The following is a 25,320-nucleotide window of genomic DNA, read 5'->3' on the forward strand; positions in this document are numbered from 1 at the left end:
ACTTGTATACTTTACTACTTGTATACCGTTTATTTTTTTCGTTTGCATACCTTAGACGAAAAGTGTAGAATAAGGGTAATAAATAGACGAGGTGAATAATATGGCACAGATAGTAACTTGGGGAAATTTTAAAGGTGGCACAGGAAAAACGACCAATAGCACAATGGTTGCTAATGAATTAGCAAATAGGAGGTATCGTACTTTACTAGTCGATATGGACCCACAAGGTAACGCGACGAACTTATTTTTAAAGACGAAAAACTATTTAGATAATGAAGTGACTGTTTTTGATACTACTTTAATGGCTGCTATTCAAGCTGAAGATTTGAGCAAAGCTGTGATAAATATTAAAAACAATCTAGACTTATTAGCATCTAGCGCTGATTTTAGCTTGTTCCCACGCTTTATGGAAAGTGTAACTAACTATAATGAGAGAGTGATGTACTTCAGCTCTTTACTAGAGCCTTTAAAAGATAAATATGATTTTATATTAATCGACATACCACCAACAATTTCATTGATAACAGATTCAGCTCTGTATGCATCTGATTGGTGCGTTATCGTAATGCAAACTCACGAAAGAAGTTTACAGGGCGCCGAAGCATTTCTAAGATATATACAAAATGAAGTTATAGATACATTTCATGCGCCTACACTTGACGTTCTTGGAATATTACCAGTTTTGTTAAAGAATGGTGCTCCTGTTGATGTGTCTACTTTAGAAGCTGCTAAAGAAATTTTTGGGGAGTCTAATATATTTGAAACAACTATTAGAAATATGGAACGCTTAAAACGTTATGATTTAACTGGTATAACAAACGATGATATGCATGATAAAAAAGTCTTAAAAGTGTATAACAATGTGACCGAAGAATTTATCAATCGTTTGGAGGAATAAGATTATGAAGTTAGTGAAATCTAATAAAAATAAAAAGAAGATAGATAGAGGTCCGACGATTGAACCTGAAAAAAAGTTTACTATGGATCAATTACCTAAAAAAGAAGAAAATAATAACGATACTAAAAATTTAACTCCTACTTTTATTTACGAACCTAAACCAACTACATTAAAAATAGACACTAGATTAAGAGACCAGATAAACGCATTATCATTAATTGGCTATGGCGACACGCAAAAAGAAACAATAGAGTTGTTAATTAATAATATTATAGACTCTATGACCGTAGACGAAAAAAGAAAATTTGATTACCAATATCAAGTATTAGAAGATAAAACTATCAAGACGATTACCCACAAAAAATAATTTAAACGCCTTAGAATCGCTGTGTGTGCAGTGGTTTTAATATTAAAATACACAAAAAATAAGCCTAATCTCGATTAAGAGACTAGGCTTTTAAAATACTTATATTCACTTTCGATGTGTTGAATATTTCCAATCTTAGTAATCAACATATCAATCGCATAAAAATAAGCTTGATTGAATCGTTTCATGTCTACACCATTCATTAACACTAATTTTACTTTAAGTTCAGACATTTCGTTTACTAGATTTTCAATTGTCATAAAAGCACCTCCTATATAGAAGATACGCTTTTATGCTAGAACAACTTCAAAATTCATATCATTTTTACTTAAATATTTTTCTAACTTATATTTATTGTCGCTGTCTTGATTAAAGCTAGAAACAATAATCTTAATGCGTCCATCTTCGCCTTTTTCTTCAGTGTGTTTTAAATCATTATCCTTTAAATACTGTTTAATCAATTTATACTTCGGACTATCTACACCATACCAATATGTCTCTACTGCTTGTCGTGGACGTTTGTTTGCTACGTCAGTATTAGTAGTTGGCGTGTCAACTGTGACATTGTAATCAAAGCATTTAAGCATTGCTTGAATAGCTTTATCCATATTGTTTTTTAATGCTTTCATGTCGTTTGGATTTGAAATGAACCCCCATTCAATCAATAGCACTTTTTTATCCCAATTAGAGTTATTAGCAATATATAGCCATGAACCGTCTTTTGCGCCACGGTTAGCAATTCCTAACGCATCAGCGATTGCTTTAGACACTTTTTCTGCCATCGGTTTATCTGAAATATCGCCATATAACACTTCAACGCCCGTTGCGCTTGCACTACCGAACGAATTTAAGTGGTTAGAAATTTGATACCCACTAGGACTATTGTTGATATTAGCAACTGTATTAGCTAGTATACCGTTAACACTTGTACCTCTATCATCTGTCGTATCTTTGCAACCTACTAACTTAATAATCTTATCATTAATTTCTCGTGCTACTGTTGCCTCTTGTAAACCATTTCCAACAGCCCCTGGGTCTGTCCATCTTCCAGCACCACCATGTCCAGCATGACTTGAACCAATTTTTTCTACCATATCATTTCCTCCTATTGCAACGTTATCCCATTCGTACAATTTATATTGTTCAATTAATTTAATAATTTTATCTTCATAATTTGGATCAGTAGCATAACTATAATCGGCAACTGGTTTTAAAATAGCCTTAACAGCTTTTTTATAGTCAGTTTCACCAATCAATTGTTTATAGTTGTTGCGCCTAAAATCGTTTTCTACAAAGAAATTAGCGTGGTCGATAATGCTTTCGCCAATATCATCATACTTCCTAAAATTAGCTTTAACAGTCGTCCATTCACCATTTAAAAACTCTTTTGTATCGACTGCATAAACATCACCATGCCATTCACTATCTGCTTTAATCCCAAATAGATTATTAGCGTTTTTAGCTAATTCACTTTCACCCCAACCACTTTCCAAAATAGCTTGCGATGCTACTAATGATGGTAAAACGCTATGACTTCCCCAACTTTTTATAGAACCATCTTTAATGATGTTTAAAAACTCGTTTTCGTTCACGTTGCACCTCCTAAAATAAAAAGAGCAGTCGATTGACTACTCTAATTCATTTTTGATATTTTTATTTATTTCTGCGACTGATGATTCAATCAACATGTCTAATTCTGCTTCGCTAATAGAAACTCCTTGCTTGTTTAAAAATTCAACAGCTAGTCTTTTAGCTGCGTTAAATTTATCTGGTATATGTTCGTTCCGTGCAATTTGTTCAATCGCATCTACTGCTATTGCAACACTAGCTTCTTTCGCTTGTAACGTAGATAAAACGCCTTTCTTTTTAAAATATCGTGTGACGTTCGTTGCAACCATTCCTAAAAAACCTGTTAAAACAACTGCTAACAAATTAATTAACGCATCTTGTAAACCACTCATTTGCTTACCTCCTTTTATTTGATTGTATTAAGTATTAAATCAACAACAGTATATATAAAACCACCAGAACCAAAAATAGCTAAACAAATTTTTAAAATAGATTGCCATTTTATTTTATCCATTTCATGATTTCTTTCATCTGATTTATTATTTCTACCGATGATTTCATTTAAAATGTTAGAATTTTGTTCACGTAAGTATTTACTACTTTCATCAACTCGTGCCAATCCCTCGCTTAAAGTCACACTCCACGAACGAATATCGGATTTTATTGATTCGATTTCTTTAGCATTTTGTTCGCGTAATTCAATTAATGCTTTATCATGTTGCTCTAATTTTTTCGTATGCATGTCAACTGTTTCTTGTAAATCCATGTTTCACCTCCGAAAATGTAAAATAAAAAAGAATGACTGTTTGGTCATTCTATATTTTTGTTGTAGTTACTTTATGTAATCCGTTATACGCTTTGTAAAGAATAAAACCAGTATTTAAATCTTGAATCATCGTACCGATTGGTAAGTTTTCAGTTTTTGTCTGATTTTTTACTGTTACAATTTGAGGATTATGAACGTCAACTACCGAATCATCAGATACTGCATTACCAATGCTTGGTTCTGAAAACTTAGCGTTATCAGGGCTTTCATTCCCTAAGTTAAATAATTTGAATGACTTGTTAGGTTGATAAGCTGTTAAAACAACACTATCTTTCACATCAAATTTATTGTTTTTAATTTCTAAAACTGATTCTTTGTCATTATTACAAAAAGTAAAAATACCTTTTGGCAGTTAATGATATCGTTCCCTTTAAAATATGTTTCATAACCGTTTGAATTGAACGCTTGACTTGAAGCGTCAATCATAGTATTTGAGAATGATTTAAATACATCTACAAATTGATGTTGAATTGATATTGAACCACCAACTAACGTATTTCTTGAACACATCACTTTTTTAGTTTTAGTTTTTTCATCCCCGCTAAATTTCATAATCACAGAATTTATTCCGTTAAAAAAAATATCATTCCCATAAACGTTGACTTCTTCGCCTTTTAAAGCTGTAAAAAAGACACTAGAATATGTATTTGTTTTTCCGTTCAAAATTTTTATTGAATTACTCATAAAATTCAAATTTGTTCTTATGTCATAATCAGAAGTCGAATCGCTTAAAATCATAACAGTTCCATTCATTAAATCATTATTCAAAATATTTACAGTTTCACAAGATGAAACATATATGCTTTGATCGCCTTTAAACGTACAGTTGACAATTTCTAAATCACTTCGATTACCCGAAATAGCTGTACTGGTTTTTAACGATGCGTTAATTCCATTGCCCTCAAAATAACAATTTTTAATGACGATATTTTTTAATTGAATATTATTGTCTATTGTTGTACCGACAGTTGTAATTCCTCCGCCGACGTTTCCAATAATTTTACAATTATCAATTGTAATGTTTTCACAAACAGGATTATCTTCTTTATTTCGCCAAGCAGGTTCGATGCAAATACCAAATTTTGGAGAAATTCTATTAGAGTTAGAAAAAATAGAATTTCTTACATAAATATTTTTACCCTCTTCAATGGACATCCCTTGTCTGCCGTTTTTATCGCAAGTAACATCGCTTATGATTCCATTTTCAGGATAATATCCACTAGTTTCAGAACCTAATCTTAAAGATCGTTGTAAATTAATTCCATCTCCCCAACAATTAGAAATTTTACCTGTTCCCGAAATGGAAAATTCATTACCTCCTTGAACAGAAATACCGTATCCCCATTCGCCTTGCGTTCCAGTATGACTGTCATTATCTCCCTCGATTTCTCCATCAACAATAATTTTCCAATATTTTTTTCTATGTGCACGAATGATGTTATACGCTTTTTTATCATTAGTGATTGCTTTTAATTTTGCACCACTTTTAATATGAAGTGTAATATTGTCCAGCATTTCAATACCACCTTCATTTTGAAGATAATTACCAACAGTTTGATTGTCAACATGTGCTTTAATCATACTTACACCATTGTTTACTACAACAGTATTTATACCATTTTTGTTAGCATATTTAATCGCTTTATTTATAGCAAGTGTATCATCAGTTTTTCCATCGCATTTTGCACCAAACCACTCAACATTAACATAATTACTTTCAAACTCATTTTTCATTTTACTGATAATCGTATCATCATGTTCACGAAATTCTTCAAACGAACCAGCTTCTGCTTTTTTTAGAACGTCATTCTGAACAATCAAATCTTTGATTTCGTCTACTTTTGCGTTAGATTCTTTTATATCGTCGTTAAATTCATCTAAACCATTTTTGAATATATCTTGTGCTTTCTCAAACTCATCAACATAAAATTGTAACTGTGGCATTTTATTGTCAATAGGTGATTTTTTCATCCTAAAAGAGAAATTGCCTAAATCATAAGATTTATTGCTAAAATCAATGGTTAAAGACGCTTTAACATCACCAGCATAGCCTAAAACTCGTTCAGGAATGATAAAATGTGCAACGCCTAATTTTTCACTGTCAACAACTAAAGGATAAATTTGTACTTCAGCATTTTTATCGTTTAAAAACTCTAATAAGATTCGTGGCTTACCATCTGTTAAATCAAACGGTTTATCACAAAGGTATTCAGTGAAATCGAAATTAAATTGATAACTGTTTTCGTCGTGCGACCAAACAACGCTACTTGTTTCAATCGTGCTTTTAAAATATGGATTTAAATTTAGTTTCATATTTTTTTCTTTATTCAATATTTATCACTCCTTAAAATATAAAAAATCCTTAACTGGTCTTTCACCACTTCGTTCTGGTGCGTCATTTACCATAAAACCATTGATACAAGTTGATATAGAGCCTCCGCCGTCCATTAGATAGGCAAAGTCAACATTATGTTCGATTAATATGTCGCAACATTCTTCAATCGTTAATCCTCGCTGATTATTACTTCTTCCCTCGACTGTTAAAAAACCAATTTGACCATCAGAATACTGATAAATAATTTGCTGTGGGTTCGGATTACCTTTATGCGGATAATCTTCATCAAATTTATGAATAACGTTTTCTTTGTTTGCAATTATTGGAAAGAATCCAACAAGACTAAAATCAATATTTTTTTCTTTTAATGGATCACTTGTATAACCTAATTTACCTTCTTTATAAATTAAGTAAGTTCTTCCGTAAATATTTGATTGACCTTTAAAAATTTGTTCTCCTTGAACATTTATCCCTCTTAATTCATTAGTGTTAACATCAAAAGTAGATGCGTTGACAGCTAAGAACACGTCATTTCGATTAGCAAATGAGCTTGTTTTTTCGCTAATTCCATTAAAATCATCTTTAGCAAAACCTCTAGCCAAAGACTTGCTTTTAGGCTCTGTCATGTAATACCTTGTATTATTTTTCTTCGACATGCTAAAAGAAACCTTTGGCTCTACACTAAAGGGTAGGAACACTGATTAATAAACACGTTTTTTGCAGCAGACACACCGACAATTTGAATTTCTCCATTCTGCCAAACAGCAATTTGAGCCACTTCTTTAGCATCAGAACTCATCTGTGCGTTTGAAAACGCCATTCTCGCTTCTGGTGCAAAACTTCGTGGTATTTTAGCAAATGTTTTTTCTTCGATTTCTTTTGTTTCATTCAACACACATCCACTGAAATAAACTTGCTTACCTATAACTCTAAATTTTAGCGGGTATAAATCATGTGCTTTAAAGTCCCCAACCAATTCCATGCTCATCCAGCCGCTGTCTTTAACTTCGTGGCGTTTGATTTCTTCTAACATTTTATTTTCTGCATCAGAAATTTGATTGTTAACTGTTTGTTGGAATGTTTCATTTGATTTTTTTTGGTCAGCCGTAAAATCAGAAAAATCTTTTTTTAATGAATCTATTTGCTCATCTGTTTCTTTTTTATAGTCGTTAACATCTACTTTTAATCCATCAAAACTAGCACTTAATTCTCTATTTTTTTCTAAAAGTGGCGATAAATCTTTACTACCAACGATTTCACCAGAAACATTTTTAAGTTCTTCTAAATCGTAAATATAGCTACCGCCTTTAATACCTCTGCATGAACCAGGAATTACATGATAAACAAAGTTGGCAGTGCTATCTCTTTTACCATCTTTTTCAAAAGAAAAGAATGCATCTATTTTTCCTGTTTTTGAGTAAAAAGGTGCAGTTATTGTATATTCAACAGTTGAATTATTATTAGTTATCTTCGCTAAATCTCTTGCGATGACTTGCCCATCACTTACAGCATTAAAAAAAACAACGTAATCAGAAACTTTCATTTCTGAACCGTTGCTTGTAATCTTAGCTATAATTCTTTGTGTTTTGTTGTCATCTTGTCTGATTTTAATAACACCAACAGCATTATCTTCTGTTGTGCTTAATTGTATGTTGTAATCTGTCAAATTTATACCTCCTAAAAATTAATATATTTTCTTGGGTTGATAAAGTCGTCGTTTCCGTTCGGCCAGAAATTTTTCATAAATTGAAAATGTAGATGCGGACCAGTTACTGGACCAGTTGCCCCCTCAACACCTATTTTTTGCCCTTTAGATACTTTCTGACCGTTCGTAACACCGATACTAGATAAATGCGCATACCCAGTGTAAAGTCCGTCAGAGTGCTTAATAACGACGTAATTGCCGTACCAATCATAATATTGTCCACTTGCTTGAACAACTGTTCCATCATTACTAGCAAAAATATCAGCACGACCACCGTTTGAAGCTAAATCAATAGCATTGTGAAACTCACTACCTCCGCCTAACGGGCTTGTACGCCAACCAAATTCACTTGTTACAATGTAATTTGCCATTGGTTTGCCGTATTTTTTTACACCTTGCCAACTTGCTATAGCAGACATTTGATGTTTGAACGGGTCAGAATAATCTTGAACGCCGTTTACACTACCACTCAACGCTGCAGGGTCGAACATTGCCCAAGTAGCAGCGGCAGTCCCTTTTAACATAACTCTCGCAATCATACCTGGACGCGTTTCAGCCATATAAGCATTACCTTTGGCTTGCTTATCGGCAGGAGACGTATAATAAGGGTACATTGCATCGTACCAAGCCAAAGCACCACTAGTTTGAGATTCAGAGTGAACCCACGCAGCAGTTCTACGACATTCTTCTTGTGCACTTGAACCGTTCGTGTAGAAGTGATTTAAGAATGACGTACTAGGGTTATATCCCTCACCGCTTTCATAAGCCCAAAAGAAAACTGGCGAAACGCCTTGCGAACGTATAATCTCATTTAACTGATTAAACGACGCCCGACTATTCAACCCCCACGCTTGAATACGTGGGAAACCAAGATAACTGTTGAACATCTTTTCGTAATCGACATCGAATTCATCAGTGATCATATTTTTAGCATAGTCTTCACGTGTTCCGATGTTACCACTACCACTACCACCGCCAGAGCCGCCACCCTTTCCAGGGAATACTTGTTCGCCGTTTAAAAATAAACCCCCAGTAGCATTTATTTTTATCTGATTAGCGGTTTCTCCACCTTTACCAGATAAGCCAATTGAAGTTCCGGCAGTAGCCAAAATGATACCATCTGTGTCACCTGTTCCATGTGTGATAATTAAATCACTGCCTAATTTTTTAAATTTTTCGGGGTTTGGCACGTAAATACCAGACATTTTACCAGTTTGAATTTTAAAAATTCTCCCTCATCGTTTAAAACGATCGCTAATGCTTTTGATGAAGTATCGCTACCTTGTTCACTGAAGCCAGGGAAACCAACCGCAGAATTACCTATTTTACCTATTGAACTTTTAGTGTTAAAAAACTCTAGTCCATCTTTGGTATTCTGAAGAATTTTACCAGATTCTTTATCGCCTAAGATAAGCATTCCATCGCCAAGCGTTAAAATACCATTTATATCCCAAGCAGTAGCAAATTTATCAGTCGCAAACTTACCTTTAATAAATCCGATACCTTTATTATTAGCGACTAAAAAATTATCTGATTCATCAATGTTAGGACCGTTCATCCATACTGTTTGAACTGGTGCTCTTGACGTTCCTGTGCCTAAATCTGACGGAGACATTAGAAAGACGTTTCCGCCCTCCTCGCCAGCACCTCTAATCACGTCTGATTGCCATTTAGATATTTTAGTTGCATCGTAATAAGATGTTTTCTTTTCCTCAATCTCTTTTTACTATTAATCTGTTTAGCGTTAGCTTTTGAAACGCTCTGTGTGATGTTTCACCTAAACTACATTCAAGCCGTCCAGTTAATCTATCAAGCGTAGTTCTGAATACTCTTGTTTCATAGTGATAACCTTTTTCAAAGTGATGGATGCTTACTGTGTTACCAATCGCGTCACCGTTTAATACGGTTGTTTTAAATTGAATCAGCGGTCTAGACAACACTTGTAACTGTGCATATGTCTTTTTAAGTAACTCTTTCGGGTCTTCTTCGTCTTCAAAAATAACCACAGTTTCACGTTTTCTCATAGTTCCGTCTTTTTGCGGTATACCGTAGATTTGCGTGAGTTCAGGATTTTCTAAATAGATTTGACCTAGCGGTTTATCTAACGGGTCACCTTTTGACTTACTCCATTCAATATCCGCAAACTCAATACGTCGCCCATACGTTGCGTCACCTTGTTCCGTTTCGCCGACTTCTTCACCTTTACCACGACCGATTACGCTAGTATATAAGTTAGTTCTATCAATCGTTTTAACGATTTCTAACACATCATCACCATACGTAAATCGTTTGCCAGTATTTTCACCAATTCGTTTATAAATGTTTATCCATTTTTCATGAATACCGTCAGAATTCAACGAACACCTAAATTCAATTTCGCACCCAAACGTTTGCAATGTTTTAAGCGATTCTCGTATCGAGGTATAATAAAAAGACCCGCTAACAGTGTTTAAACCACTGTCAACGTGTCTTATTTGCCATTCTGTGCCACTCAATAATCGTCTTGCAACTGAAACAATTGATTCTTTCTGTGGGCGTATCTCTTTTACTATGTACCCGTCAAGTTCGTTATATGCGAAGTCTGAACCTACAATAGATAATTTATTGTTATTATCTGCATTTGTTAGTATTCGATATAACGAGAACTCGTTTTCTTTTTCTTCAACAGCCATAAAAGATGATTCTTCAATCACTTTGTCATAAGCAACTGTTACTTTAAGCGTGTTTTTCATCAAATCGTCTTGTCTGTCAGATATTTCTTTTTCTTGAATACACTCGATTAAATTATTCTTAGTGACAATCTTGCTTGATTGCTGATTATCATCGAAAAAATAAACTGTCACAAACTACACCCCTAAACGTTACTTCAACAGTGCCATTATTAGTAGTGATTTTACTTCCTTGTCTTAACTCGAAGTTTTCAAAGTCACTACTCAATTCAAGGATATTCGTTCGTTCTTTGCCGTTTAAAAATATTTGACCCTTTTCAAAGTCAAATAGCAGAACGTCGTCACGTTTAGCAACATCTTGAAACAGTCTAATTTTTTCTACACCGTTTGAAATGATTAAAGGTGTGTTTGTATCTAACTCAACTTTAATCGTGCTAGGATACGTTTTAATCGGTGTTTCAATACCTATGAAATCATTCGTAGTAAATACTTTCGTCGTACGCTTAATCGGGTTTTGACAGTATATTTGAAAGCTACTTACAATACTTGTCGTTTCGCCTGGCACTTCACTACTAGCGTAGTATCTACCTTGATAGATAACGTCTAACTCGTCATTAAACCACAAAGCGACATCTTCAGTAGAAAATAAAAAGTTAATCAATTTCCGATACTCTAATAAAAGAGCTTGCGGATCTCGATTAACTAATTTATATTTCACTGTTATGATGCGTGGAGGAAGTTTGTAGCTATATACGTGCGAACCAATCATTTTACTGTCTGTTTGCAAATCAATATTTAACATCTCACGACCATCAACAGATAGCGTTCTATATCCGTCAATCAACTCTTCTAAAAAAACGCCGTTATAATTCATTGCAGACGTTGGCAATTCTTCATGACGTCTACATCGTTGTATCGTTGTATCTATAAATTTATACATGTCTTCCTCCTTTCTATGTTTGTAAGTTTAAATCAGTTTCAGCTTGCATAACTGCGCCAATATCTTCAACAAATGCACTGAACACGCGACCGCCCATGCTTAATTTAATTTCGGCGGGTTGTGCACTGTTTTTAAGTGTCAATTCATTGTTTGATGATAAGTTCATATCGTTCATTGAATTTATTTTCTTATCTAAATCACTAAAGTTTGCACCAATCTCAAAATCTTGATTAAATGCAGTATTTGCAAAGAATTTTGTCATATCGTTAACATTATCTTGAACTTTACTAAAGCCAGTGTCTAAACCTGCGTTTAAACTATCCATGATTGCTTTACCAGCTGGGATTAACAACTTACGGTCATAACTGATTGGTCCTTTATGCTCACGAATCCAGTCAGCAATACCACCGACAAATTCTTTACCTGCTTCCCAAGTTTGCTGTAATCCATTAATAAAACTATCAATAATAGCTTTACCAGCTGCGAATAAATCGACATCACCAATCGCTTCAATAGCATTTTTTATGCCATCAAAGATATCTTTTGTCCATTGAAGACCTTTATCCCAAGCGTTTTTAAGACCATTCGCTGCGCTATCTGCTAAATTAGATACAGTGTTTTTTATGTTATTCCACACTTCACTAGCTAAATCTTTAATGTAATTCCATACGTTCGAAATAACTTCTTTTTGCAATTCAAATGAAAATTTAACGTATTCCACAATTGCTTTGACCAATCCAGTTATAACGTCTTTAATACCGTTCCAAATGGCACTAGCACCTTGTTTGATGCTATCCCAAATCAATTGCAAGTCATTTCCTAAATTAGTAAAATCACCTGTAATTAAATCAATTACAATTAAAACCGGACCCATAATCACCGCTTTAATCAGTTCCCATGCACCACTAGCAATAGTCTTAATACCATCCCAAACTTGCGACAACGAAATAGATAGTCCGTTCCACAGATTCATAAAGATATCAATAAATGGGCTTATGATGTTCATGATAACTTTTGTAACAGCAGTCCAAACCTCGCTAGCTTTTTCAACAATGCCGTTCCATAGATTACTCATAGTTTCTTTCATCTTGTCCCAAACATTAACAATTGCATCTACTGCATCAGATATAAACGATTTTATAGCATCCCAAATCTTAATAACTGCATTTCTGAAATCTTCGTTTGTTTTCCATAAATAAACAATCGTAGCAACCAAAGTGATAATCGCTGCGACAAGCGCAACATATGGATTAGCAGCCATAACAGCATTGAACACTCTTTGGACTGCGGCGGCTGTTTTAGTCACTTTGCTAACTGTTCCCATCATGACGGAATACGTTACCCACCAACCAACTAATGCGGTAATTAGTGGTAGAAAAGGTTTTATGACACCTAAAAAGTCTACAAACATTTTTATCATCGGCGGAATTACTGCATTGATTGTTCCAAATGCTTGATTCACAACGTTTTTAACCTTATCTAAATTGTCAGCTATCGAACCAAGACCAGCACCTTTTAATCCCTCATCTAGCGCTCTAATAGTTTTCTCGACACCTTTGATGACAGCGGATTTAATATTTTCAAATGATGTTTTAATACCCTGACTATTCTTTTTCGCTAAATCGGCAAAACCACCTACGCCGTCATTCAATTTAATCAAACGATCGTTAAACTCTGTAAAAGTTATTTCTCCGCCTTTTAACGCATCGTATAACTCGTTAACAGAATTAACCCCTCTGTCTTTAAATGACTTCGCTACTTTATCCATAGCAATCGGCATTGTCTCCTGGACTGACTTAAATGACTGCATATCGACTTCGCCACGACCAAGCATTTGTCGGTATTGCTCCATACCACGAGCGGCATCAGCAGTAGAGGCACCACTTGCCAAGAATGCGTTGTTCAATGCTATAGCTGTGTCTGTACCTTTGTCCAAGCTACCTGTAGAAATAGCTAACTGTTGCGTATTTGCTACAATATCGTCTAATCTTGTCGGCAGTCCATCGATACCTTCCGTTAGTTTGTTCATCGACTTATCGACTTCTTGCGTTGAATAGCCTAACGCTTGCATGACTGTGGGGTATTTGTTCAACGTGTCAAAACGATTAATAGCACCACCCAATGAGCCAGTAACCATATTTACCGCACTGTCTACTAACTTGAATACCCCAACGCCTTTTGCGATGTCGCCAATTGACACGCCAGCTTTTCTAGATTTTTCATCCAACCCACCAAGCGAACTATCGGCGTCTTTCATTGCTTTTGTAAAACCTTTATCCGTTGCAGATAGTATGGCTTCTACACTATATGTTTCCATATTTACCTCCTTTCTTTTAGGAGTTTGCTTCTAATAATAATTTTCTTAACGTGGTATCTTCTTCTATTTTTTCAACTGGCTTAATGCCTAATATTTCTTGTTCTCGTCCCTCATAATCGAAGAAGTCTTTAAACGTATTGAACTTAGATTTAACATTCTTGCCACTTCCTGTAGTAGCTTGTACTTCTTGATTCTTAAAGGCTTGTAAACTGATAAAATACTCTTTATCCAATCGCCTTAATTGACTAGCTTTTGCTCTTAAACTAAATTCTTTAAGCGTCATGCGTTCGATTGTTAACATGTCATTAATGCCAAAAAAACGCATAGCATTAATTACTATACGGTCATATGTTTCTTCTGATGTTTCGGTTATTTTAATTTCTTCTTGAACTCTTTCATCGCTAACTTTCCCGCGTTTGATTCAGACAACTCTTTCAGCACTTTATCGAATAATTTTTCGATGTCCTCGCAATCATCAACGTAGTCGTCAATATCAGATTGAGTTAGCTTGTCTTTTTCTGTTCTACTAGCTAAATATAAGACTTTGGATAGCGTACTAATGTTACCACTCTGCAATTCTGGGATAACTCTAGCAGCTAAACCTAAACCAAATTTCATACCCTCGCGTTCCACTGGCATTTCTTTATCCACTTCACGAACGAACTTTACGCCAAATTTAAACTCATAAGTTTTTCCGTTAATTTCTAACTCCACTTAATTACCTCCATTCACAAAAAGAAAGGCTTACTCGCCTTTCTTCACTGTGTCCTCGAATTCATATTGTGTAACTTTTTCTTGTTCTGCTGTTAACGTAGCTAAACCATCTTTTCCGATGCCATTAAACGCAAAGTTCATAGATACTTCTACAGCTCCATCTACTGGTGCTGACGGTTCGAAACTTGTTACATATCCTTGATAATAAGTTGCTGCGAATTTTCCAGATTCGTCTTTCTCAATCTTATCAATTTCCCAAAACTCGAATAACTGACGTTCTAATGTTGCTTTGCGTAATTCTTTAATACGTTTGTCGCCGTCTGCCATCAACGACGTAGCAGATGGATCATACGTCGGTTCTTTTGGCACTTGAATATTACCGTCTTTTGTTTCTACTGTGTCAGTATCTACAGAAATTGGAATACTATGTTCTGTTTGAAAAGCTAGTTTCCAAGCGGCTTCTTCGCCTTGTTTTGCTAATTCTCTAAAAAGTAAGACGACATTTTTACCTTGTTTAACTGTTAAATTTGCCAATTAATTCACTCCTTATAATAAAGAAAACTCCAATTCAACAATCGCTCGTTTTAGCGTTGTGTTTGTGGAGTTATCTGTTAGCATTCTGCGTTGGCTTGCCATTGGTCTAAATGCCACTGGTACGCCATACGCTGCATTTATTTCATTTGCTTGATTAAATATCTGTTCAGCAATGTAAGAGACTTCTGCACGCTTCTTAGCAAGTCCCCACACATTTATTGTGATGTTTACATTGCCTTTTATGTTACTTTTATTAGGTATTGGATTGACTTCAGTATCTTCAAAATCAATAAAAGGATAGCCAACTTCTTTCATCGGTCTATCCTCATATACCTTATATCCTAATTTTTGACATCGTTTAAATAACTCGTCGTAAATTGCTTGGTCTACTGATTTCATTAGTTCACCAACTTCTTCATGTCATCAAGGAAAATACGTTTCTGTGAATCGTACGATGGTTTTACAAAAGGTTGAGCAGACATAAAACGCGTGCCGTATTCTAGATAAGCAGCGTATTCTGTTTTAGGTGATACGACACCAGTTAAACCATTTCTACTGATTTTTTCTTCTATTGAACTTCTGGTTTCGCCAGTAGGCTCAATTTTTTTCAACTTGCCACCTTTAACTTTTATATAATGACCTTTAAAATTAGCATTACGCTTCATTTTACGTTTCATTTCTATCGTGTTTTCTTCTACAACTTTTTTAACCAAATCCATCGTTACATTTTCTTTAAGTTTATCAGATAACGTATTAACACCAGTTATCATAACCGCTCTATGTTTCGCCATGATATTCCTCCACAATTAAACTGTTTCTATACTGTGGTTTCGTATCTTTCACAAGCTGCCAATTCTTACTATCAAACTCAACATAATCAAATTTAGGTATTTCATAATGTGGCATAACTCGAATGACTTTACGACCCTCTTTAACACTGCCAAATAGCACGACAGAACGTTCTGCACCTAAGTCCGTTACATTTACATTAGCAACTGTTTTAACATCGTCAGAACGCACATATTCGCTTGTGTCAGTGTCATAAAACTCTTTGCCTAATTCCACAAACGTTACTTCATTCATGAATCTCATATAAATCGAAACACCCCTTTTAGTGGGTCGTCCTCTAACGCTTTCTTACGTTTGAATTCTGTTATTTCGTCCTTAAACTCGTCGAAATCAGAATCAGGAAACGAGAAACTAAGACCTTCTTCTGAATACGACTTCATTCCCTCGTTAGAAAGCCTATTGAACCGTTTAACAGACACATCAGCGATAATATAGTTAAATTTACTAGGTATATCGTCTGCGGTGTCTACGGTCAATAAAACAGCTAATCGTTGAGTGGTTAGTTTTTCAATGACTTTTAACTTTTCTTCGAGTGAACCATTGATAAGCGTTTGAATATCATCAAACATCTAATCACCGCCTATTATTTTTCGGTTTCGGTAACAGTAGGAGCCTTAACAGTTAATTTAACCACTTTTGTTTCATCGTATAAGTAAGCAGCGTAATGATTATCAGACGTGATTACTGTTGTTTTTGCGTACAATATCGCGGTCTGTTTCAACTTGAACGCCACGTTTAGTAACAAGTTTTAATGCTGGTTGATTAGCTACTACTTTAAATAGTAACGCTTCGCCTTTTTTAAGTTTTTTAGAGCGAATAACTTCAGCGCCTAATAAAACTCCATAAGTGCCAGATACGATTCTGTTAGCTCCTAATTCAGTACCGTTTAACCATTCTTTGCCAGCTGATAAACGTAATTTACTTGCATCTAATGGGTTCATCACTAAAACGTAACCTTGCGCATCTTCATCGTTGAATACGTCTAACGCATTAGATAAACCATCTACAGTTGTTTCAATAGTAGCTGTTTGGCTAGTTCCTTTTGCAGCCGCTAATAAATCATCATCAACTTTGTTAGCTAAAGCTAATCCTAATTGTTTATTTGATTCCCCAACTGGATCACCATATCCACTTAATACTGCTTCATCTGTAATTTCTGTACCTTTCGCAGCTTTTTTCACTTCAACTTCTTTAGTAGATGTTCCGATTTTATCTAAAGGAATTGATTCACCCTCTGCAACGTCTTTCGCATCGCCGATGTAAGTGAACGCTGGGAATGTTAATTTACTTCCTGGTCGTCCTGTCAAAGTAGTATCTACTTGTGCTAACGGTGTAAAACGTAAAGCATTTTTTAATTCATAAGATACGATAGGTGCTAACACCTCTGGATTTACTAAATCTGCAATTTTTGTCGTCATATTCTAATGACCTCCTGTAATTTTATTGAATTCTTCTGGATTATTTCTTGCTAACTCTGCTTTTTCTGAATAAGTCATAGCGTTAAATTGTTCTACTGTAACTGTTTGTGTATTGCCTGCAACTTTCTTCGGAGTTTTACCAGTGTTGCGTGCTATTTCCCACTGTTCTTGTAAGTTATTTACATAAGCGGTTAATGCTTCAACACCTTTTTTAGTGCTTTCTGCGTCCTCTGAAACAAAATAAGACACAATATCATCAGTAATCGGAATCTTCTGTTCAGATAGCATTTTTCTTGCTTCTTTTTCCATTTCTCTGATATTTTCTTTTTTCTCGTATTCAGCAATACGTTTTTCTAATTGTTTTTTTCATGTAATGCTTTTTGTTCAGCGTTCATTTTGGCAAGTTTTTCTGCTTCTTGTTTCTTAGCTTCTAAATCTTTCTGCCATTTAGCGAACTTTTTATCTACAATTGCGTTAACGTCTTCATCTGTGTATTTAGCTTGTTGAGTTGTTTCTTTTGAAGGGCTAGCTTCCTTCTTTTCTTCAACTTCCTCAACTGCTACTTCTTGTACTTCTGTTTCTTCCATTATTGATAGCTCCTTCCATATCTTTTATCGTGGTTAAATGCTTGCACGTTATCCATTTGCTTTTAACGTCTTCAATGCTTGGACAAAATAAAAAAGCAGTCGCTAGACTACTTTAAAGTTCGTTATCTTTAATTTATAAATATATTCGTCCATCTTTTGTTTCTACATAATCATTCTCAAAATCATTGTCCTTAATCACTTGATGTAATACTTTGCCGACACGGTTAATCATGTCCTCGTCTTGTTCCTCAAACCCTGCTTCATAAAATATAGCGTGAGTTAACTCGTGAAAAAACGTATCTTCTTTACGTTCATCGCTCATGTCCTCCACAAGTTCAATTTGAGTGTTTAGATAGTCGCATGAACCTTGATAATTACGTTCGCCGTCAATGTCGATAAAAGGCTTAGTCACGACATCATATGTTATCGCTCCGACTTGGACAGTGTCGGGGATGGTAGAATTATTTTTATAATCAAGCGTTTCTTCTGAATCGTCACAACCGAATAAAGTTACTTTACTCATACTTCCCCTCCTAAAATCTCTTTTATACTATTCAACTTTTCTTCTGCTTCTTTTAGTCGTTCGTATTCTGCGACAGGTATTGAAATCATGTCATCTTTTTCTTCGTCTATACCCATTAAATAATCAACTGTTACGTTACCGAGGTCTGCAATAGTCTTTAATCTATCTGGAGTAGGAACGGCTTTATTTTTCTCCCATCTTGAAACATTACTTTTATCAGCTACAGGTGTAAAAAGCATTCCAAACCCTTCTAAACTTAATCCATTTAATAACCTAATACTTTTTATCTTATCTCCTAAAGTATCTTTCACTAGTATCCCCTCCTCAATACTGCAAATCTTTAATCTCTCTATCACTTATCGGTGCAGTCGTACATCGGCAATTCGGATGCATTGGTGAAGCATTCTTTCCAGCCTCTAATTTAGATACGTCGTGAATACTTCCGTCCAATGATTTACAAATCGAACAAGCAGTAGGCTCTGATATAAACTCGTATTTTTTAACGCCGTATTCTTTAAATGATTGCTCTTGCAGTTCAGTTTGGATTCGTGCAGATTCTGTTTTGATTAGTCGATACGCTTGTGATTGAGTAACATCGAATGTTTTCCTTAACTCTCTAGCAACTACACGTGGGTTATGTCCACCGACCAACTGCTTAGTAATCAACTTCTCTAACTCTAGTTTTAACTCTGTCTGATAGCTCCATATACGCTCACTGAAAGATGTGTTTTTAAACGTTCCGTTCACGACAGCTTCTACGATCTTCTTGTAATCACCGAATATTGTTTCGCCTAAAATACCAGCTTGAAATTCTAACTCTTTGTAACCCTCGATTGACAATTCTTTACGTAGGAATTTATCTAACTCATCAAACGTTGAAATCATTTCTAAACCAATGTTAGCTTTTAATAATTCAAGTCGTGACATCCTCATTTTTAAGTTGTATAACTTCAGTTCATAGTTTGCTCTATCTGAAAAGTCTCTACGTTGAACATAATCTTTCGCCTTACGTTGAAACGCTTCTACGTCCATCTTGTCGGCTCTCATACGTGCTTCAACTGTTGAGATATTCTCACGCTTAGCATATCGTTCTAATTCTGCGTTGATTTGTTTCTGTATATCGTCACGTAGCAACTGCATGCGTTTATTTACTTCTCTAACGAGTTCTTTATCTTTCAGTATGTTCTGATTCATCTTACGTTCGGACCAGTAACGTGTGTTTTAGTCATTTACACCGACACCTCGTTTATCTCCATTTACCCAAATTGTTTATCGCAATTACATTCGCTGTATTAAACGTTATTTGAGTTCTCCACTCCAATTCTTTAAACGTCATGAAGTAGCCTTTTTGTGCGAGTTCGATATTTCTCTTTAGTTCTTCTTCTGTTGCAATTACTTTTATTGACTTGTTATCAATCGTGATTATTTCTATCACTTTTTCCATTGCTAAACCTCCTCGACTACTTCTTTTGCTGGTGTAATGTCAAACGATTCATTATCCATTTTTTCTTTATTCTCTGTTTCTATCCTGTCAATCTCTGCTCGAACGTCTGGCACGATTGACAATGCAGATAATGCCGTTTCTTCACTTGTCACGTTTAGTAACATTGTGGCTGTTTCTGCTTCTTCTTTAAGATTTTTAGGTTGGTTACGTGCAAAGTGAAATTCTAGCTCTTTCCATTTGTCACTTTCAGATTCTGGAAAATTAGTTTGGACACTAAAAAACAAGCTATAACGAGTTCTAAGCGCACTCTCGAACTTTCGTTGGAAAGATAACGCTAGATTACTCATAGCTTGTAATTTATAGGCTAATGCAGTACCAGAAGTTGACGCCCCGAATTTCTCGTCTGAAATATCTGCTACCATTGATGTTTTAAAAATTAATCGTTCGATACGATCCAAATAGTTTTCTGTCATTTGGTCACTATCGGGTTTATCTAAGAATTTAACGACGGCTTTCTCTGAACCCTCACCACTTGCGTTAATCGTTCTTGTATCTCTCATAGTCGTCATTGTTTGTTCGTCAATAGGTAATCCAAGCATTAACATATAACTATCACTAAAATATTCCACGTCATTCGCTTTCTCTGACAATGCTTTATTGTAGTTATTAATCAACGAACGTGTGCCCTCGAATATTCCAATACGTTCTTCATTAAAGTAAAACTCGTACACTGGTAAATCATCATATATGTTTTCTGTTTCTTCGATGTAACCAATCTTATCCGTTCCATCTTGCGTTTTAAACGTATACTCACATTCTTTCGTGTAAACAGCACCAGATAATACGCCATCATCATCTACGCTATAACTCACCGCAAACAATCGTTCTTGCGCTACTGTGTCGTCATAAACAATGAACATATTTTCTGGACTAACATAAGTAACTCGTGTCTGCGTTTCTTCATCTTGATACATCAATTCATAAGCACGACCATAAACGCATGCTAGTTTAGCTAACTCATGTTCAGTGTCCTCAATGTCATTTGTGCTTTCGAACAACTCAACCTTTTCTGCTATTGGTTTATCGGGATGTGATTTTTTTACTGGTATACCGTTAAAATATCCCGTAAACGTGTCTACGATATATTTAGGAAACCCAACAGCCAATCTAACATCTGGCTTGTACTGTGCTTTTGCTTGTTGCTTGTAAATTTGCATGTAACCTTTATACATATTCATTAATTCTTGGTAACGCGGTAACTCTGCTTGGTGTTTTTGTATAAATTCTTTTACAACGTCTGAAGTGATTTCTTTATCCTTATCGAACGTCATAATTTTCGGTGGTTTAAAATATTCCAATTACAATCCTCCTTTGAAAAATTGTACTTTAATCTGTCCTTTGCCGTTTATTGCTTCTACGGCGTATCTAGTTGCATCTATAACGTGGTTATATGAATCAATCGGTCTATTAGTATATTCGTTTGTCTTGCTGTCTTTAAGCCAGGTATAGTTTTCTAACTCCTCAATCAACTTCACACAACGTTCATCAACCACAAAATCATATTGCTGCAGGAAGTTAATCCCTTGAATGATTGAATCGGGACCCTTTTTAGCTGGTTTAATTCGTTCAATACCATTTCTACGCATTTCCTCAATAGATTTCTTTTCAGCAGAATCAGCAGTGATAACTTCTTTTGAATAGCCTAAAGTTTTAATCGTTTCTGCTAACTCGTTGTTCAACATCCCTTTTTTAACGTATTCCTCAATGAAATAAATCGTTTTGTTGTCTTCATCTATTTTTAAGTGAATAAAAGCAGACGGGTCATTAACGAAACCAAAATCGACGCCAAAATATGACGGTAGATGAGATAGTTCATCTTATTCAATAATCTACGTTCATACTTAGGGAAAATAAGCTTATCTAACGTAGCAAACTCGCCAAGTGCATATATTTTGTAGTAAGCCTCATTACGTTGTGCTAAAAGTTCTATATTTTGCTTTGTACGTTCATCTAAGAAACGATTGTGTTTATATGTCGTTTGATAAACTTTTGCGTCTGGTTGCTTATTAATGAAGAAATACGAATAAACCCAATTCACTTTAGAAACTGGGTTAAACATCATGTATATTTGTTTGTCTTTATGCTTTTTCTCACGAGTTCTAAGTGTTAACTGTGTGTAATCATCAAGTGTGAATTCTGTCGCTTCTTCCATCACAACGTCCGAAACACCTTTAATAGACTTAATCTTTTCAGGGTTGTCCATCCCTTTAAAAATAAACTGTGCTTTATTAGGTAGTTCAATACGTCTGTCAGTCATGTTAACTTTGCAATGCTCTAATATCTGGAACGACGACAAACATTCTAAAACATCTTGAAAAATAGATTCTTTAATCGTTGACGCTACTTTTCTAAGCCACAGAACACGTCTAGGATGCTCCCAATTCTGCAATGACTTAAGCACGACCTTTTGTACTACGCCGTGCGATTTACCACTACTAGCACCGCCATAATGAACTTCAGTAGGGTAGGAGTAATCAAACAAGCAATCGTATATATAATCATTAAATACTGTTTCGGGTTTTGGTATAGATATATTAATCGTCATCTTTATCACCAATCACAATATTAATGTCAGTGTTTTTAAGTCCACATCACGTTTTTCGGTGAACACGCCATTTATCTTATAAAAATGTTCTAGCGCTTGATTACGTTCTTTAGAACTAGCTGAATGTTGATGCAATTCTTCAGATAACACTTCTTGTGTTTCTGGATCAAGTTCTCTAGATACATAAATTTGCGGTTCACCTCTTGCAATTGACGATGTAATAGCCAACGCTTCTTCCATTGTTAAATGTTTTTCTGTTTGGATTTGTTTTAACTTTTCTTTGATATATTCCGATACACTTCCACCTTTATCCACCAGTTTTTCTTTTGCATTCTTAGCATAGTTTTCTGTATAGCCTGCCCTTATCGCTGATTGATATGCGTTGCCTGTGATGATGTACTCATCAGCAAACGCTTGTTGTCGTTGATTTAACTCACTCACTTTCCATCACCACCTTTCTACCAGCTAACTTTAATCGCATTCGGAAACTTATCACTATCTTCTACTGTGTAACCTGCTTTGTTTAATTCTTCTGCGATTTGTTCTTTCAATTCACCTGAATCAATTACCACAAATTTATCGCCTTTGCCTAGAACATTTTCTTTGTACTGATTTTTAATCGTTTCGTTAATCTGTTTTAACTTCTCGTCTAACACTTCTTTTTTAAAATCGCTGTTCAATTCTTCTAACGTTGTTAAACCCATTGCTATTCCTCCTTGTTATAATGTGACACGCACCAGTCTAAAAGCTCATCTGCTTTTGTTTTTGTGTAATTTTCGCCATACGCTAATAAAGTAATTTGTTCTTCATCAAAATCTTCTACAATATCAATTAAAAATACTGGTTCTTTAATATCGTTGTAATCTCGTTCAATAGTTCTTTTTACTAAATTTAAATAATCTTTATCTTCATGAATTACTACTTTACGTTTATACATGTGTTACCTCCTACGCATAATAAAAACGCATTAACTAATAATAATTAATGCATCAAACGAACATCTTACTTAACAACCCTTTTTTTAATTGTTTTATATTTTCTACTTCGCTTTCTTTTTCTTTATACCTATTATCCATTTGCCGCACTATTTTAGCTATAGTGACTTGCTCCACATACCCGTGAAGCTGTATAGGAAAATTTGCTATTTCTTTTTCTTGTATATTTATACCAGTAGAATATTTATTAATAAACTCATTTATGTTCCTTTGTAGAATTATATTGAAATAATATCTATCAATACCAGCTTGCGGAATTATAACGACGTCTTTGCTTTTTATTGTTCCTGGCTCGTATAAAAAACCTATTTGCCCTCTTGTTGCAGAAATTTGAATGTAAGAACTGCCAGCTGGATAGACTTTACCTTTTTTAGCTCTTTCGAAATCTGCCACATCTTCTAACTTAACTTCTAAATATGTATTGATATCTATCATAATAAGCTCAACTGCTCCCCTTTATATGTTTTCTTTCTTGGGAAATGGTTATTTCTTTGATAAAAATAATTAGACAGACCGTCTATTTCTTCTTGTACGCTTGAATTTACATCTGAACTCACTAACTCTGACAACATAGACGCTAATTCAATTTCGCTCTCCCTAATTTTCTTATCTATTTCTTGCAACTCATTTAAGTTTTTTGTTAAATCTATTGGTTCTTCTTCTTCAAATGTATCAACATAACGCGGTATATTTAAGTTAAAGTCATTTTCTAGGATTTCATCAAACGTTATTACATTGCTAAATTTATCAACTATTTCCCTTTCATGGTAAATGCTTAGTATTTTGTTCACATTGTCTTGCTCTATTACGTTGTAGCTTCCACTTTTTACGCACTCTTTAGAAGCGTCAATGAACAACACATCTTTATTACATCTATTTTTTTTCAATACAAGTATTACTGTAGGTATATCAGTTGCTATAAATGCTTTTGGTGGTAAACCTATAACAGCATCTATGTAATTAAGTTCCAATAATTTTTGTCTTATTTTCCCTTCTGCTGCCCCTCTAAAGAGAACACCGTGCGGTAAAATTATGGACATAACTCCGTTTTCTTTTAACATGTGTAACCCTTGTAGTAAAAACGCATAATCTGCTTTTGCTTTCGGAGCTAACACTTCATAATCTTTGAACCTATCTTCTTGCAGCCTCTCTTTTTTAGCATCCCACGGTATTGAATAAGGCGGGTTCATGATAGTTGTTTCAGCATTAATTTCAGGTATTTCGCTTATTTTTTCTATATCGGAATAGATATCACTCTTAGACAGCTTATAAATACTTTTAGCTTCTCTTGTCAAAGAGTCACCATGAAAAACTGTAGCGTCAACATTCCTTATCGCAAGATTGAATAATAAAAATGGCATCGCTCTATCAGAAAACTCCTCACAATAGAATGACGCATCTTTATTTTCTGAATATCGCTTAATCGTTAAGCCACCAGTTCCCGCGCATATATCAGCATTTGAGTCAACTGGACCTAAAACGCCGCTTGCTATTTTTATTATTCCATCAGGCGTAAAATCTTGTTTTTTCCCTTTCCGGTCAGAATGCTCTGCTTGAAAATATTCCGTAAACCAATCGTATGACAAGTCGCTTTCTTTTTTTAAAAAACGATTAAATAAATCTTCTCTAACTTCTTTTTGTTCTAATATTTCTGATAATTTATACGAAGCGTGAAAACTCTCATCTACGCCTATTAAATTGTTTATATCGCTTATTGATAGCATAATCACACCTCTTTACATACATAATAAAAACGCATAACCCTTTGACAGATTATGCGTTATAAAAATAAAAAAATAGCAAGAAAAAAGTTTCCTCTTAGTCTTGGCGGACGAGAAAATTAGCATATCGCTAAACAGATAGAACCTAAAAGGAGAAAATATAAAATGAATTAACTGTAATAAAATTTTTCGTAGGTTCTATCAGTTTAACAAGCGACTGTAAAACGTTGGAGGCGAAAACAGTCGCATTGCTAAATTTTCTATACTATAAATATAATTCATTTGACATCGGACATGTTGCTGA

33 protein-coding genes and 4 pseudogenes are annotated in these 25,320 nt (G+C 34.8%); 2 read left to right on the plus strand and 35 right to left on the minus strand.

The window, feature by feature from the left end; all coding sequences use genetic code 11:
• Positions 1 to 100 precede the first annotated feature (100 nt).
• Together MN187_RS09920 and MN187_RS09925 are read left to right on the plus strand one after the other, a co-directional pair.
• Positions 101 to 898, plus strand: a complete 798-nt coding sequence (locus MN187_RS09920) for a ParA family protein (protein WP_242094632.1) — start codon at positions 101 to 103, stop codon at positions 896 to 898.
• Positions 899 to 902: 4 nt separating this feature from the next.
• On the plus strand, positions 903 to 1,265 hold the full coding sequence (locus MN187_RS09925) for a DUF5388 domain-containing protein (RefSeq protein WP_242094754.1): 363 nt from the start codon (positions 903 to 905) through the stop codon (positions 1,263 to 1,265).
• 74 nt (positions 1,266 to 1,339) lie between these two features.
• On the opposite strand, the gene MN187_RS09930 is transcribed toward MN187_RS09925, so the two are convergent.
• The 35 genes and pseudogenes from MN187_RS09930 to MN187_RS10090 form a co-directional block, all read right to left on the minus strand.
• A complete protein-coding gene (locus tag MN187_RS09930) occupies positions 1,340 to 1,525 on the minus strand; it encodes a hypothetical protein (RefSeq protein ID WP_242094636.1) in 186 nt (61 codons plus the stop codon).
• Positions 1,526 to 1,555: 30 nt separating this feature from the next.
• Complete coding sequence (locus MN187_RS09935; protein ID WP_242094638.1) at positions 1,556 to 2,857, minus strand: glucosaminidase domain-containing protein; 1,302 nt, start codon at positions 2,855 to 2,857, stop codon at positions 1,556 to 1,558.
• 36 nt (positions 2,858 to 2,893) lie between these two features.
• The gene (locus MN187_RS09940; RefSeq protein ID WP_242094641.1) at positions 2,894 to 3,226 is read right to left on the minus strand and encodes a phage holin, LLH family; all 333 of its coding nucleotides are present in this window, start codon (positions 3,224 to 3,226) and stop codon (positions 2,894 to 2,896) included.
• Positions 3,227 to 3,240: 14 nt separating this feature from the next.
• Positions 3,241 to 3,600 (minus strand): hypothetical protein, encoded by a 360-nt coding sequence (locus tag MN187_RS09945; RefSeq protein WP_242094643.1) that lies wholly within the window; start codon positions 3,598 to 3,600, stop codon positions 3,241 to 3,243.
• A gap of 49 nt (positions 3,601 to 3,649) precedes the next feature.
• Positions 3,650 to 3,937 carry a hypothetical protein gene (locus tag MN187_RS09950; RefSeq protein ID WP_242094756.1) on the minus strand — a complete coding sequence of 96 codons (288 nt, stop codon included), beginning with the start codon at positions 3,935 to 3,937 and terminating at the stop codon, positions 3,650 to 3,652.
• A gap of 23 nt (positions 3,938 to 3,960) precedes the next feature.
• Positions 3,961 to 5,991 carry a glycosyl hydrolase family 28-related protein gene (locus tag MN187_RS09955; protein ID WP_242094757.1) on the minus strand — a complete coding sequence of 677 codons (2,031 nt, stop codon included), beginning with the start codon at positions 5,989 to 5,991 and terminating at the stop codon, positions 3,961 to 3,963.
• Between the two features lie 6 nt (positions 5,992 to 5,997).
• A complete protein-coding gene (locus MN187_RS09960) occupies positions 5,998 to 6,621 on the minus strand; it encodes a phosphodiester glycosidase family protein (RefSeq protein WP_242094759.1) in 624 nt (207 codons plus the stop codon).
• Positions 6,622 to 6,671: 50 nt separating this feature from the next.
• Complete coding sequence (locus MN187_RS09965) at positions 6,672 to 7,661, minus strand: BppU family phage baseplate upper protein (protein ID WP_242094761.1); 990 nt, start codon at positions 7,659 to 7,661, stop codon at positions 6,672 to 6,674.
• Positions 7,662 to 7,672: 11 nt separating this feature from the next.
• A pseudogene (locus MN187_RS10705) lies at positions 7,673 to 8,083 on the minus strand (M23 family metallopeptidase); the annotation flags it as partial.
• 123 nt (positions 8,084 to 8,206) lie between these two features.
• Positions 8,207 to 8,905: pseudogene (locus MN187_RS10710) on the minus strand (hypothetical protein); the annotation flags it as partial.
• Complete coding sequence (locus MN187_RS09975) at positions 8,860 to 9,315, minus strand: hypothetical protein (RefSeq protein ID WP_242094762.1); 456 nt, start codon at positions 9,313 to 9,315, stop codon at positions 8,860 to 8,862. The gene MN187_RS09975 and the pseudogene MN187_RS10710, both read right to left, overlap by 46 nt.
• A gap of 97 nt (positions 9,316 to 9,412) precedes the next feature.
• Positions 9,413 to 10,543, minus strand: coding sequence for a phage tail spike protein (locus tag MN187_RS09980; RefSeq protein WP_242094764.1), 1,131 nt, complete (start codon positions 10,541 to 10,543; stop codon positions 9,413 to 9,415).
• Positions 10,521 to 11,309, minus strand: a complete 789-nt coding sequence (locus MN187_RS09985) for a distal tail protein Dit (RefSeq protein WP_242094767.1) — start codon at positions 11,307 to 11,309, stop codon at positions 10,521 to 10,523. Before MN187_RS09985 ends, MN187_RS09980 begins: the two co-directional genes overlap by 23 nt.
• A 13-nt stretch (positions 11,310 to 11,322) precedes the next feature.
• The gene (locus tag MN187_RS09990; protein WP_242094769.1) at positions 11,323 to 13,626 is read right to left on the minus strand and encodes a tape measure protein; all 2,304 of its coding nucleotides are present in this window, start codon (positions 13,624 to 13,626) and stop codon (positions 11,323 to 11,325) included.
• A 16-nt stretch (positions 13,627 to 13,642) separates the two neighbouring features.
• A complete protein-coding gene (locus MN187_RS09995; protein WP_242094661.1) occupies positions 13,643 to 13,951 on the minus strand; it encodes a hypothetical protein in 309 nt (102 codons plus the stop codon).
• Positions 13,952 to 13,995: 44 nt separating this feature from the next.
• The gene (locus tag MN187_RS10000; RefSeq protein ID WP_242094663.1) at positions 13,996 to 14,340 is read right to left on the minus strand and encodes a tail assembly chaperone; all 345 of its coding nucleotides are present in this window, start codon (positions 14,338 to 14,340) and stop codon (positions 13,996 to 13,998) included.
• A 30-nt stretch (positions 14,341 to 14,370) separates the two neighbouring features.
• Positions 14,371 to 14,874 (minus strand): phage major tail protein, TP901-1 family, encoded by a 504-nt coding sequence (locus MN187_RS10005; protein WP_242094665.1) that lies wholly within the window; start codon positions 14,872 to 14,874, stop codon positions 14,371 to 14,373.
• Positions 14,875 to 14,886: 12 nt separating this feature from the next.
• Positions 14,887 to 15,273, minus strand: coding sequence for a phage capsid protein (locus tag MN187_RS10010; RefSeq protein ID WP_242094667.1), 387 nt, complete (start codon positions 15,271 to 15,273; stop codon positions 14,887 to 14,889).
• Complete coding sequence (locus MN187_RS10015) at positions 15,273 to 15,665, minus strand: HK97-gp10 family putative phage morphogenesis protein (RefSeq protein ID WP_242094669.1); 393 nt, start codon at positions 15,663 to 15,665, stop codon at positions 15,273 to 15,275. The genes MN187_RS10010 and MN187_RS10015 overlap by 1 nt, the downstream gene beginning before the upstream one ends.
• Positions 15,652 to 15,966, minus strand: a complete 315-nt coding sequence (locus MN187_RS10020; protein ID WP_242094671.1) for a hypothetical protein — start codon at positions 15,964 to 15,966, stop codon at positions 15,652 to 15,654. Before MN187_RS10020 ends, MN187_RS10015 begins: the two co-directional genes overlap by 14 nt.
• Positions 15,963 to 16,292: a phage head-tail connector protein gene (locus MN187_RS10025; RefSeq protein WP_242094672.1), complete on the minus strand. Its 330-nt coding sequence runs from the start codon at positions 16,290 to 16,292 to the stop codon at positions 15,963 to 15,965. The genes MN187_RS10020 and MN187_RS10025 overlap by 4 nt, the downstream gene beginning before the upstream one ends.
• A gap of 14 nt (positions 16,293 to 16,306) precedes the next feature.
• A pseudogene (locus MN187_RS10030) lies at positions 16,307 to 17,141 on the minus strand (N4-gp56 family major capsid protein).
• A gap of 3 nt (positions 17,142 to 17,144) precedes the next feature.
• The gene (locus tag MN187_RS10555; RefSeq protein ID WP_256463847.1) at positions 17,145 to 17,450 is read right to left on the minus strand and encodes a capsid assembly scaffolding protein Gp46 family protein; all 306 of its coding nucleotides are present in this window, start codon (positions 17,448 to 17,450) and stop codon (positions 17,145 to 17,147) included.
• A gap of 44 nt (positions 17,451 to 17,494) precedes the next feature.
• Entirely contained in the window at positions 17,495 to 17,728 is a 234-nt protein-coding gene (locus MN187_RS10560; protein WP_256463848.1) for a capsid assembly scaffolding protein Gp46 family protein, read from the minus strand.
• Between the two features lie 133 nt (positions 17,729 to 17,861).
• Positions 17,862 to 18,251: a hypothetical protein gene (locus MN187_RS10040; protein ID WP_242094682.1), complete on the minus strand. Its 390-nt coding sequence runs from the start codon at positions 18,249 to 18,251 to the stop codon at positions 17,862 to 17,864.
• Complete coding sequence (locus tag MN187_RS10045) at positions 18,248 to 18,562, minus strand: helix-turn-helix domain-containing protein (protein ID WP_242094684.1); 315 nt, start codon at positions 18,560 to 18,562, stop codon at positions 18,248 to 18,250. Before MN187_RS10045 ends, MN187_RS10040 begins: the two co-directional genes overlap by 4 nt.
• A 13-nt stretch (positions 18,563 to 18,575) precedes the next feature.
• On the minus strand, positions 18,576 to 19,445 hold the full coding sequence (locus tag MN187_RS10050) for a minor capsid protein (RefSeq protein ID WP_242094771.1): 870 nt from the start codon (positions 19,443 to 19,445) through the stop codon (positions 18,576 to 18,578).
• 52 nt (positions 19,446 to 19,497) lie between these two features.
• On the minus strand, positions 19,498 to 19,695 hold the full coding sequence (locus MN187_RS10055; RefSeq protein WP_242094689.1) for a hypothetical protein: 198 nt from the start codon (positions 19,693 to 19,695) through the stop codon (positions 19,498 to 19,500).
• Positions 19,696 to 19,697: 2 nt separating this feature from the next.
• The gene (locus MN187_RS10060) at positions 19,698 to 21,026 is read right to left on the minus strand and encodes a phage portal protein (protein ID WP_242094782.1); all 1,329 of its coding nucleotides are present in this window, start codon (positions 21,024 to 21,026) and stop codon (positions 19,698 to 19,700) included.
• Positions 21,027 to 21,053: 27 nt separating this feature from the next.
• Positions 21,054 to 22,300, minus strand: a pseudogene (locus MN187_RS10065) (PBSX family phage terminase large subunit).
• A 12-nt stretch (positions 22,301 to 22,312) separates the two neighbouring features.
• On the minus strand, positions 22,313 to 22,741 hold the full coding sequence (locus tag MN187_RS10070; RefSeq protein WP_242094773.1) for a terminase small subunit: 429 nt from the start codon (positions 22,739 to 22,741) through the stop codon (positions 22,313 to 22,315).
• A gap of 17 nt (positions 22,742 to 22,758) precedes the next feature.
• Positions 22,759 to 23,004, minus strand: a complete 246-nt coding sequence (locus tag MN187_RS10075) for a hypothetical protein (RefSeq protein ID WP_242094696.1) — start codon at positions 23,002 to 23,004, stop codon at positions 22,759 to 22,761.
• A gap of 2 nt (positions 23,005 to 23,006) precedes the next feature.
• Complete coding sequence (locus MN187_RS10080; RefSeq protein ID WP_242094698.1) at positions 23,007 to 23,237, minus strand: hypothetical protein; 231 nt, start codon at positions 23,235 to 23,237, stop codon at positions 23,007 to 23,009.
• A gap of 52 nt (positions 23,238 to 23,289) precedes the next feature.
• The gene (locus MN187_RS10085) at positions 23,290 to 23,730 is read right to left on the minus strand and encodes a restriction endonuclease subunit S domain-containing protein (protein WP_242094700.1); all 441 of its coding nucleotides are present in this window, start codon (positions 23,728 to 23,730) and stop codon (positions 23,290 to 23,292) included.
• Entirely contained in the window at positions 23,727 to 25,019 is a 1,293-nt protein-coding gene (locus MN187_RS10090) for an N-6 DNA methylase (protein ID WP_242094702.1), read from the minus strand. The genes MN187_RS10085 and MN187_RS10090 overlap by 4 nt, the downstream gene beginning before the upstream one ends.
• Positions 25,020 to 25,320: the final 301 nt, after the last annotated feature.

The sequence above is a fragment of the Vagococcus sp. CY52-2 genome (assembly GCF_022655055.1).
Classification (GTDB): domain Bacteria; phylum Bacillota; class Bacilli; order Lactobacillales; family Vagococcaceae; genus Vagococcus.

Coding starts and splice junctions, on each gene's coding strand:
- MN187_RS09975 (WP_242094762.1), bottom strand. CDS start 9,315: ATGTCTCCGTCAGATTTAGGCACAGGAACGTCAAGAGCACCAGTTCAA.
- MN187_RS10555 (WP_256463847.1), bottom strand. CDS start 17,450: ATGGAAAAAGAAGCAAGAAAAATGCTATCTGAACAGAAGATTCCGATT.
- MN187_RS09995 (WP_242094661.1), bottom strand. CDS start 13,951: ATGCGTTTTTTTGGCATTAATGACATGTTAACAATCGAACGCATGACG.
- MN187_RS10080 (WP_242094698.1), bottom strand. CDS start 23,237: ATGTATAAACGTAAAGTAGTAATTCATGAAGATAAAGATTATTTAAAT.
- MN187_RS10025 (WP_242094672.1), bottom strand. CDS start 16,292: ATGTTTGATGATATTCAAACGCTTATCAATGGTTCACTCGAAGAAAAG.
- MN187_RS09930 (WP_242094636.1), bottom strand. CDS start 1,525: ATGACAATTGAAAATCTAGTAAACGAAATGTCTGAACTTAAAGTAAAA.
- MN187_RS10090 (WP_242094702.1), bottom strand. CDS start 25,019: ATGCTATCAATAAGCGATATAAACAATTTAATAGGCGTAGATGAGAGT.
- MN187_RS09945 (WP_242094643.1), bottom strand. CDS start 3,600: ATGGATTTACAAGAAACAGTTGACATGCATACGAAAAAATTAGAGCAA.
- MN187_RS09960 (WP_242094759.1), bottom strand. CDS start 6,621: ATGACAGAGCCTAAAAGCAAGTCTTTGGCTAGAGGTTTTGCTAAAGAT.
- MN187_RS10040 (WP_242094682.1), bottom strand. CDS start 18,251: ATGAGTAAAGTAACTTTATTCGGTTGTGACGATTCAGAAGAAACGCTT.
- MN187_RS10020 (WP_242094671.1), bottom strand. CDS start 15,966: ATGAGATTCATGAATGAAGTAACGTTTGTGGAATTAGGCAAAGAGTTT.
- MN187_RS10010 (WP_242094667.1), bottom strand. CDS start 15,273: ATGAAATCAGTAGACCAAGCAATTTACGACGAGTTATTTAAACGATGT.
- MN187_RS10055 (WP_242094689.1), bottom strand. CDS start 19,695: ATGGAAAAAGTGATAGAAATAATCACGATTGATAACAAGTCAATAAAA.
- MN187_RS10075 (WP_242094696.1), bottom strand. CDS start 23,004: ATGGGTTTAACAACGTTAGAAGAATTGAACAGCGATTTTAAAAAAGAA.
- MN187_RS10560 (WP_256463848.1), bottom strand. CDS start 17,728: ATGGAAGAAACAGAAGTACAAGAAGTAGCAGTTGAGGAAGTTGAAGAA.
- MN187_RS09920 (WP_242094632.1), top strand. CDS start 101: ATGGCACAGATAGTAACTTGGGGAAATTTTAAAGGTGGCACAGGAAAA.
- MN187_RS10050 (WP_242094771.1), bottom strand. CDS start 19,445: ATGAATCAGAACATACTGAAAGATAAAGAACTCGTTAGAGAAGTAAAT.
- MN187_RS09925 (WP_242094754.1), top strand. CDS start 903: ATGAAGTTAGTGAAATCTAATAAAAATAAAAAGAAGATAGATAGAGGT.
- MN187_RS10015 (WP_242094669.1), bottom strand. CDS start 15,665: ATGGCGAAACATAGAGCGGTTATGATAACTGGTGTTAATACGTTATCT.
- MN187_RS09985 (WP_242094767.1), bottom strand. CDS start 11,309: ATGTATAAATTTATAGATACAACGATACAACGATGTAGACGTCATGAA.
- MN187_RS10085 (WP_242094700.1), bottom strand. CDS start 23,730: ATGATAGATATCAATACATATTTAGAAGTTAAGTTAGAAGATGTGGCA.
- MN187_RS10060 (WP_242094782.1), bottom strand. CDS start 21,026: ATGACGTTCGATAAGGATAAAGAAATCACTTCAGACGTTGTAAAAGAA.
- MN187_RS09990 (WP_242094769.1), bottom strand. CDS start 13,626: ATGGAAACATATAGTGTAGAAGCCATACTATCTGCAACGGATAAAGGT.
- MN187_RS09940 (WP_242094641.1), bottom strand. CDS start 3,226: ATGAGTGGTTTACAAGATGCGTTAATTAATTTGTTAGCAGTTGTTTTA.